Genomic DNA, 7,226 nt, shown 5'->3' with positions numbered 1-7,226 from the left:
GCCTTCTGCACCCTCCGACGCCTGGCAGGCGCCCCAAAAGACACGGCGCAGGACTGAGCCTCTACCAAGCAGTCCGCGAGCTGCAGACACTCCTCACCCTCTGGGCCGGCACCTGCCCCACCTGCCACCGAGACATACCCACCCCAATACGAACCTGACCAAGCCCTACTAGTGGTTGCGCCGGATGCCGTCGGCGGGGCCGCCACGGCGGGACGCGGTGGGGGCGCCGCCCGTCGCTCGCCGAGTTTGCCGGTCAGGAGGTGGGCGATGTCCTCGCGGTCCATGGGGGCCGGGACGTGTCCGTTGGCGCCGGTACGCGGTTGGGTGTCAGCCACGGGCACCTCGGCGGTTGGCCAGGCGGTCCAGGACCCCCGCGAGCTGCGGGTGGGACGGCGGGGCGGGGAAGTGCTGCTGGACCTTGCGGCGGGCGGCGATGGCCTCGAACTGTTCGGTGGCCGTGCGTGCGTAGCGCAGCAGCGGGCTGCGGGCGAAGCCGCGCGGCGGCTTCCCGCCGGCCGTGAGGTAGGCGGCGGTGTCGGGGTCCCACGGCAGCGCGGCCAGCACGGGTGTCTGGAGGGCCTCGGCGACCTGGTGGGAGCGGAACGGGCCGTCCTCGATCAGGAGCAGGCCGAGCGCGTCGGCGCCCGTGCCGTGCTCCTCGAGCTCGGCACGCAGCGGGTGGATCAGGTGACGGGCGAGGGTCAGGGACTGCTCGGTGCCGCGGACTGCGATCAGCACGAGGTCGGCTTTGTGCAGCAGGGGCGCCGGGGTGAGCGTGGGGTGCAGGCGCCCGGCTTCCAGGGCGAGCCGCCCGGCGTCGATGAACACGTCGTGGCCGGCGGATTCGGCCATGACGTGCAAGACGTCGGAGAGTGCGGGCCAGGTCCTGCTGAGTGCGGCGGCCTGAGCGGGGTCGGTCAGGCCGGGCAGCACCTTGCGGTGCCCGGTCTGGCCGTCCAGCGGCCATAGATGCGAGGCGAACGCGTTGGCCAGCTCGACCGGGCCGACGCGCTCGGCGGCCGCCAGGTGGTAGAGGCCGTATCCGGCGCTGACTTGTCCGGTGAGCAGTCCGGCCCGGATGGTGCCGCCGGCCGGGTCGCACTCGGCGAGCAGAGACGGGCGGGCGGAGGCCAGGGTGAGGGCGAGCGTGGCGGTGGTGACGCCGCAGGATTTGGCGGAGGCGATGCTGGTGACGGGCATGGTCAGTTGCTCCGCGGTTCACGGACCAGGGCGATGCGGCCCTGGGAGGCACGGGTGGCCAGCACGGGGCCGTCGGTGGTGGCGACAGCGAGGTTGACCACGACCGAACCAGTGGCGTCGGGCCGGGAGACGCTCACGACGACGGCGCTGATCGAGGACGGCGGCGTCTCGTTCTTTGCGCTGGTGTCGTCTCCTTGTGCGGGCGTGGTGACAGCGAGGACCTTGTCGCCCGAAGCGAGGGTGCCGGCCGGGGCCTGGCCCCGCTTGACCAGGACGCCTACCTGCTGCTGGGAGTCGCCCAGGCCGCTTCCCGGGTTCAGCTCCGAGGCGAGGAGCAGTCCGCCCTTTTGGAGGTCGACAGCGGCTCGTCTCCCGAGGACGGAGTTCTTGTCGGCGGCAGGGAGCGGGGAGAGGGCGGCGTCGGCGGAGACCTCGGCGACAGTCACGTCCGCGGCGGTCACGGCATGCCCCGCAGGTACGTCGCGGGCAACCGCCAGCACCTTGCTGCGGCTGCTTGCGGAGTTGACGGCTGCGGCCGCGGCGAGAGCGGACAGAACAGCGAGCAGGACGTACACGGCGACCATGGACCATCGGCGTTCCCGCTTGACCGGCGGGGTCGTGGTGATGGGCACCTCAAGGCGGGCCGGACGCGGCAGCGCCGGTGCGGCGGCGGGGGTTTCCATGACGGTTGGGCCTTTCCGGGGTGTTCGAGAGGCGCGGGCCGGTCAGTTGAGGACCTGGACCTCGGCGACGGTGATGTCCACGGCGCTGTTGCGGATCTCGGTGAGCTGGCCGGTCTGGCCGCCGCCCTGCCAGTCGATGGTCCAGGTGGAGGTCGCCGTGACGTGGAACTTGCCGCCGGACTCGGTGGAGGAAGACTCGGTGTAGCGGTAGCCGCAGTCCGGCGAGGAGCTCTTGCCGTACGCCGCTTTGTACGGGGTTCCGGCATTGGTACAGGGGACCGCGTTCCCGTCGCCCATCTTCCACACGATCTTCGAGACTTTCGCGGTGGCCGTCACGGTGACGCCGCCCGCGGAGGCACTTGCGGTGTTGGGGCCCCACGTCTCGGCTTTCTTCTGGTTCCACAGCCACACCGGCATGCCCACCACGCCCTTGCCTCCAGGCTTGGGAGTGATGCCGATCTGTGGGCCGCGCAGCGTCATCTTGTCGATGGCTTCCTGGGCGAGCTGCGCCGGATCGACAGCGGCCACGGCCGGTGGCTGGGCCATCCACACGAAGCCCTCGGCCAGGACACCGTTGCCAGGGACGCCGAAGGGGCAGCTGCGCTGATAGATCGCCCCGTCGCCTGGCTTGTGCCCCTGCCAGGCGGGATCACCGGCCGGGGGCTGAGGGTCGGCCTTCTTGTAGTAGCAGCCGCCGGAGAAAGAGCCCAGGTCAGGGTCCTCGCACGGGACTTCGTACCCGCGAGGGCCCTTTTCGTCGATTCCGCCAGCCTTGCTAGCGGAGAAGTAGGTGCTACAGGTGCGTTTCTTGCTGGTTGAGGTCTTCGCGGTGTGTGTTCCGCTGGTGCCGCCGGAGGGCTTGGCGTCGGATCCGCCGGTCCCGACGCCGATGCACACCCTCATGTCGCCGCAGTCGGTGGGCTGGGCGACAGTGGGGTGCGGGGAGACGGTGGGGTCGTTTCCTGCGTAGGCGAGACCGGCGGGGCCTAGCACAAGGGCTAATACGACAGCGGCCGCGGATCTCGGACGGGTCAGCATGCGAGCTCCTTGTCCACGGTGTAGTCGACGATCTTCCATTGCGCGCCGATCGTGCGGACGGATCCGGTCACGGTGTAGCGCTGGACCTGGTTGGGACTGGTGACGTTCTTGCTGCCCTGCATCGCCTTCCAGCCTGTGGTATCCAGGCATTCGGTGATGGTGGCCTTTTGCGGGGTGGACTCGATGTCGACCGCGGTCACCTTCGCTGTCGACTTCGGCTCTCCTTCGAAGTGCACGCCGGCCTGGCGGTACTGGAACAGCTCGCTCTCGATCTTGGAGAGGGCCTTGTCCGCGGCGTACGTGGAGAGCTTGGTGCCGGAAGACTTGCCGCGGTGGTACGCCTTGACCATTTCGGTGTCCATCCCGCGCCAGGCGGCCAGCGCGGCGTCCCCAGCTGCCTGCTCCTTCGAGTCCTGGGTGGCGGACGGACTGGTAGCAGCGGATGACGGGGACTGAGAGTGTTTGTCGGAGCTGCTGCACGCGGAGAGGGCGGCCAGTACGGCACACAATCCCGCGGCCGCCATCATCTGATTTCGGAAGCGAACACTGGAGCGGGCGGTGTGGTGTGTGCGGCGTGTCACGATGCCTCCCCGTTCGGCGGCGCCATGGACGGGCGTCTCTCGAAGGCGCGCCCCCTCATAGCTCACCTGTTGAAACCTGGTCGAGCTGTGCTGATGCACTTTGTGTAGTCGTCAGGTTACGCATATGGCAGTCAACTTCCCAGCGTGATAATCGAGTTCACTCGCACAACTCGGGACGTACCCGGTCACTTTCGAAATCCGAAGGCGATTTGTAGTTCTGTCACTTCACTCATTGCGTGCGCAAACGTCCCCTTCATGCCTGGCTGTTGGAGCCGACGGCACACCAGGCCAACGACGCACCGCGGCGGAGGGGCACCCTCATCGGATCTACCGAGTCGGAGCCGACTCCATAGGCGGCGGCTTACAGCTCGGTCCACGGCCGCGGATCGCCGCCGGCCAGAGGCACCCACACGTCAGTGGTAGGCCCCCGGTCCTCGAGGTCGTCCAGGACTGCCGCGCCCATCGGCACCTGCCGGGCCAGCTCAGAGCCGGGCGCGGCGGTGGGAGCCGCGGGAACCTCGGCGGCCAGCGCATCGTCCGCCGAGGCGGCGGGGGCCTCGGCGGTGGTCGGCGGGGCGCTGCACGCGCACGGTGAGCTGAGCCTCGGGGCCGTGGTCGCGGCCGCGCTGTATCTGCGCCAGTTCACCGAACCCCTCGACCAGATCCTCGTCCGGGTCGAGCAACTCCAGGCGAGCAGCGCCTCGTTCGCCCGCGTGGAGGGGCTGGCCCGCGCACCGCGGTCCGCGCCCGAGGGCGACGCGCCCGCTCCGGCCGACGACCGCATCGATGTCACCGGTGTGCGCTACGCCTACGGCCGCGGCGGCGAGGTCCTGCACGGTGTGGACCTCACCGTGCGCCCCGGCGAACGGCTCGCGGTCGTGGGCCCCTCCGGCGCGGGGAAGACCACTCTCAGCAGGCTGCTCGCCGGCATCGACGCGCCCACCGCCGGCACGGTCACCGTGGGCGGGGTGCCGATCGCCGGGCTCGAACCCGAGCGGCTGCACCGCCAGGTCGTGCTGGTCACCCAGGAGCACCACGTCTTCCTGGGCACGGTCCGCGACAACCTGCGGATCGCCGAACCCTCTGCGGCCGACGCCGAGTTGTGGTCGGCCCTCGCCGCCGTCGGCGCCGACGACTGGGTGCGATCTCTGCCCGACGGCCTCGACGCCGAGCTGGGCGAGGGCGGTTGCCGCACCGACGGCTCGCAGGCCCAGCAACTCGCCCTGGCCCGCGTGGTGCTGGCCGACCCGCACACGCTGATCCTCGACGAGGCGACGGCGTTGCTGGACCCGGCCACAGCCCGGCACACCGAGCGCGCCCTCGCCGCCGTCCTCGAAGGCCGTACCGTCATCGCCATCGCCCACCGCCTCCACACCGCCCACGACGCGGACCGCGTGGCGGTGATGGAGGACGGCCTGCTCACCGAACTCGGCACGCACGACGAGCTGGTGGCGGCGGACGGCGCGTACGCGGCGCTGTGGCGTACCTGGCACGGGGACCGCACACCCCCTGCCTGACCGGGCGGTTCAGATGGCGTCCGGCCCCCGCTCCCGGGTCCTGATGCGTACCACCTCCTCCACCGGAGTCACCCACACCGTGCCGCCGCCCGTGCCGCGGGCGCCTGCGGCACGGATGACACGGACCAGGTCGGCGGCGTCGAAGTCGAGGGTGAGGATGTCGAGCCTGAGCCGCGGGGCGAGGTTCACGCGGTACTCGCTGCCCCGGTAGATCTCCACCCGGATGGGCCTCGGCTCGTACGCCCGCACCTCGGTCACGGTCACTCCGCGCACCCCGAAGGACTGCAGGGCCTTCATGATGTCCGGCACGCGGTGTGGAGGGAGGACCGCGGTGACCAGCTTCACCGGAGCCCCCTGACCTTGTGACGCTCGGTCACGCCGGGTCGGTTGGGGGCCCGGGGGCCCGCGGCGAAGCCGCTGTGAGTCGCAGTCCCCGGTTGACGCTGCACCGGTCCCCAACTCCCGTCGAATCAGCTTGAGTCCGTCTCGGGCTCCTTCTGTGGTGCGGGCGTCGGTGTCGCCGCCACCGCCATCGGCTCCGACCCCGTCGCCACCGCAGTCTCCGCCGGGTACGCCTCCTCGTCGTGGACCGCGAGGTCGCCGCTCTCCAGGACCGGGTCGGGGGCCCGCAGCTTCACGAACAGGCCGATGGCCTTGAGGATCAGCAACGTCATCACGCCGTCGTAGAGGATGACCGTCCCGGCGGCGCCTGCCTGCTTCCACAGCTGGTCGAGGTTGCCGTAGAGCCAGCCGCTGGTGGAGAAGGCCGTCGTGCCGTCCTTGTTGAGGTACACCGCCATGGCCGGGTCGGCGAAGATGCCGACGAGCATGCCGCCCGCGAGGCCGGCGATGCCGTGGGTGTAGACGACGCCGAGCGCGTCGTCGACCTTGTTGAACGGCCGGACCTTGGACAGGTAATTCCAGGCCAGCCAGACGATCGACGACGAGATGACGCCGATGTAGATCGCGCCGATTCCGGTGACGAAGCCGGCCGCGGGCGTGATCGCCACCAGGCCGACGATCATGCCGTTGATGCCGCCGAGGAAGGTGGGCTTGCGCTGCGGGCCCGCGAACATGTCCCAGAACACCCAGACCAGCAGGGCGACGGCCGTGCACAGGTTGGTGTTGAGGACGGCGGCCGCCGCGTTGTGGCCGCCGAAGTACATGTCGCCGCCGTTGAAGCCGTTCCAGCCGAGCCACAGGATGCCGGCGCCGACGGCGACCATGGGCAGGTTGTTGGGCACGCCGTGCGCGCGGTCACGGGCCAGGCGCGGGCCGATCACCGCGGCGGCCACGAAGCCGGACGTGCCGGCGGCGAGGTGGATGACGTAGCCGCCGGAGTAGTCGAGCGCGCCCTGCTGGGCCCACCAGCCGCCGCCCCACAGCAGGAAGGCGTTGACCGTGTAGACCAGCGTCGACCACAGCGGGACGAAGAGCAGCCAGGCGCGGATGTTCATCCGGCCGATCACGCTGCCGAGGAACAGCAGCGGGGTGATCGCCGCGAAGGCGAAGTGGAAGTAGGCGAGCGTGGACTGGGGGAAGCGGAAGCTCGGCATCGCCCCGGTCGCGAGCGGGATGGTCGCCTGCTGCTGCTCGCTCGCCGAGCCGACGATGGTGCCGGGGCGGCCGACGAACGCGCCGAGGATGCCGGGCCAGTGGGAGTTCAGGGGCTCGCCGAAGCCCATCTTGAATTCCCAGAGCACCCAGGCCACCAGCACCAGCGAGAAGCCGGTGAAGGCCATGAACATGGTGTTCACGACCCACTTGCGCTGGACCAGGCCGCCGTAGAGGATCGCGATACCCGGGATGCTCATCAGGCCGACGAGCGTCGCCGAGATGAGCTGCCACGCGTTGTCGCCGGCGTTCAGCCAGCTGGGATACGGAATCACTGCACCGTCAACTCCCCTCGTGGGAGCGGCGGTCCGGCAGACCGCCGGTTGTGCCCCGCAGGATCCTGCCGGATCTGTTGCCACGCGGTTCCGGGGGCATGTCGGCGGCGCAAATTTCCGCTCACCGTCAAACGGATCTCCCACGGCCAGTTCGCATACCGGACATGAACATCCGGTCAACGAACGATTTCCGGCCAACTTTTTGACGCGCTCGTGACAGGTGGCGTGATCTGCCACTCGTCCCACGACCACGTCACAGCAACCCCACATGATTCACCCCGCTGTGCACCGGCCGGCACTCCGCACCAGGTACCGCGT

6 protein-coding genes and 1 pseudogene are annotated in these 7,226 nt (G+C 70.0%); 1 reads left to right on the top strand and 6 read right to left on the bottom strand.

The features are described 5' to 3' along the window. Positions 1-327 precede the first annotated feature (327 nt). Genes ABT186_RS23540 through ABT186_RS23525 form a run of 4 tightly spaced genes read right to left on the bottom strand, consistent with a single transcriptional unit; the run spans position 328 to position 3,502 of the window. Entirely contained in the window at positions 328-1,200 is an 873-nt protein-coding gene (locus ABT186_RS23540; RefSeq protein WP_351926681.1) for a hypothetical protein, read from the bottom strand. 2 nt (positions 1,201-1,202) lie between these two features. Beyond that, positions 1,203-1,883, bottom strand: coding sequence for an SAF domain-containing protein (locus ABT186_RS23535; protein ID WP_351926679.1), 681 nt, complete (start codon positions 1,881-1,883; stop codon positions 1,203-1,205). A gap of 42 nt (positions 1,884-1,925) precedes the next feature. Further along, positions 1,926-2,876, bottom strand: a complete 951-nt coding sequence (locus ABT186_RS23530; RefSeq protein WP_351926677.1) for an ATP/GTP-binding protein — start codon at positions 2,874-2,876, stop codon at positions 1,926-1,928. Positions 2,877-2,914: 38 nt separating this feature from the next. Then, positions 2,915-3,502 (bottom strand): hypothetical protein, encoded by a 588-nt coding sequence (locus ABT186_RS23525; protein ID WP_351926675.1) that lies wholly within the window; start codon positions 3,500-3,502, stop codon positions 2,915-2,917. Positions 3,503-4,065: 563 nt separating this feature from the next. On the opposite strand from ABT186_RS23525, the pseudogene ABT186_RS23520 reads away from it, so the two are divergent. Beyond that, a pseudogene (locus ABT186_RS23520) lies at positions 4,066-5,019 on the top strand (ABC transporter ATP-binding protein); the annotation flags it as partial. Between the two features lie 9 nt (positions 5,020-5,028). Here ABT186_RS23520 and ABT186_RS23515 read toward each other — a convergent pair. Further along, a complete protein-coding gene (locus tag ABT186_RS23515; protein WP_351926673.1) occupies positions 5,029-5,364 on the bottom strand; it encodes a P-II family nitrogen regulator in 336 nt (111 codons plus the stop codon). A gap of 125 nt (positions 5,365-5,489) precedes the next feature. After that, positions 5,490-6,908: an ammonium transporter gene (locus ABT186_RS23510; protein ID WP_351926671.1), complete on the bottom strand. Its 1,419-nt coding sequence runs from the start codon at positions 6,906-6,908 to the stop codon at positions 5,490-5,492. Positions 6,909-7,226 lie beyond the last annotated feature (318 nt).

The organism is Streptomyces sp. NPDC001634 (assembly GCF_040298185.1).
Taxonomy (GTDB): domain Bacteria; phylum Actinomycetota; class Actinomycetes; order Streptomycetales; family Streptomycetaceae; genus Streptomyces.
This window is presented reverse-complemented; position numbering and strand designations above follow the sequence as displayed.

Coding starts and splice junctions, on each gene's coding strand:
- ABT186_RS23535 (WP_351926679.1), bottom strand. CDS start 1,883: ATGGAAACCCCCGCCGCCGCACCGGCGCTGCCGCGTCCGGCCCGCCTT.
- ABT186_RS23540 (WP_351926681.1), bottom strand. CDS start 1,200: ATGCCCGTCACCAGCATCGCCTCCGCCAAATCCTGCGGCGTCACCACC.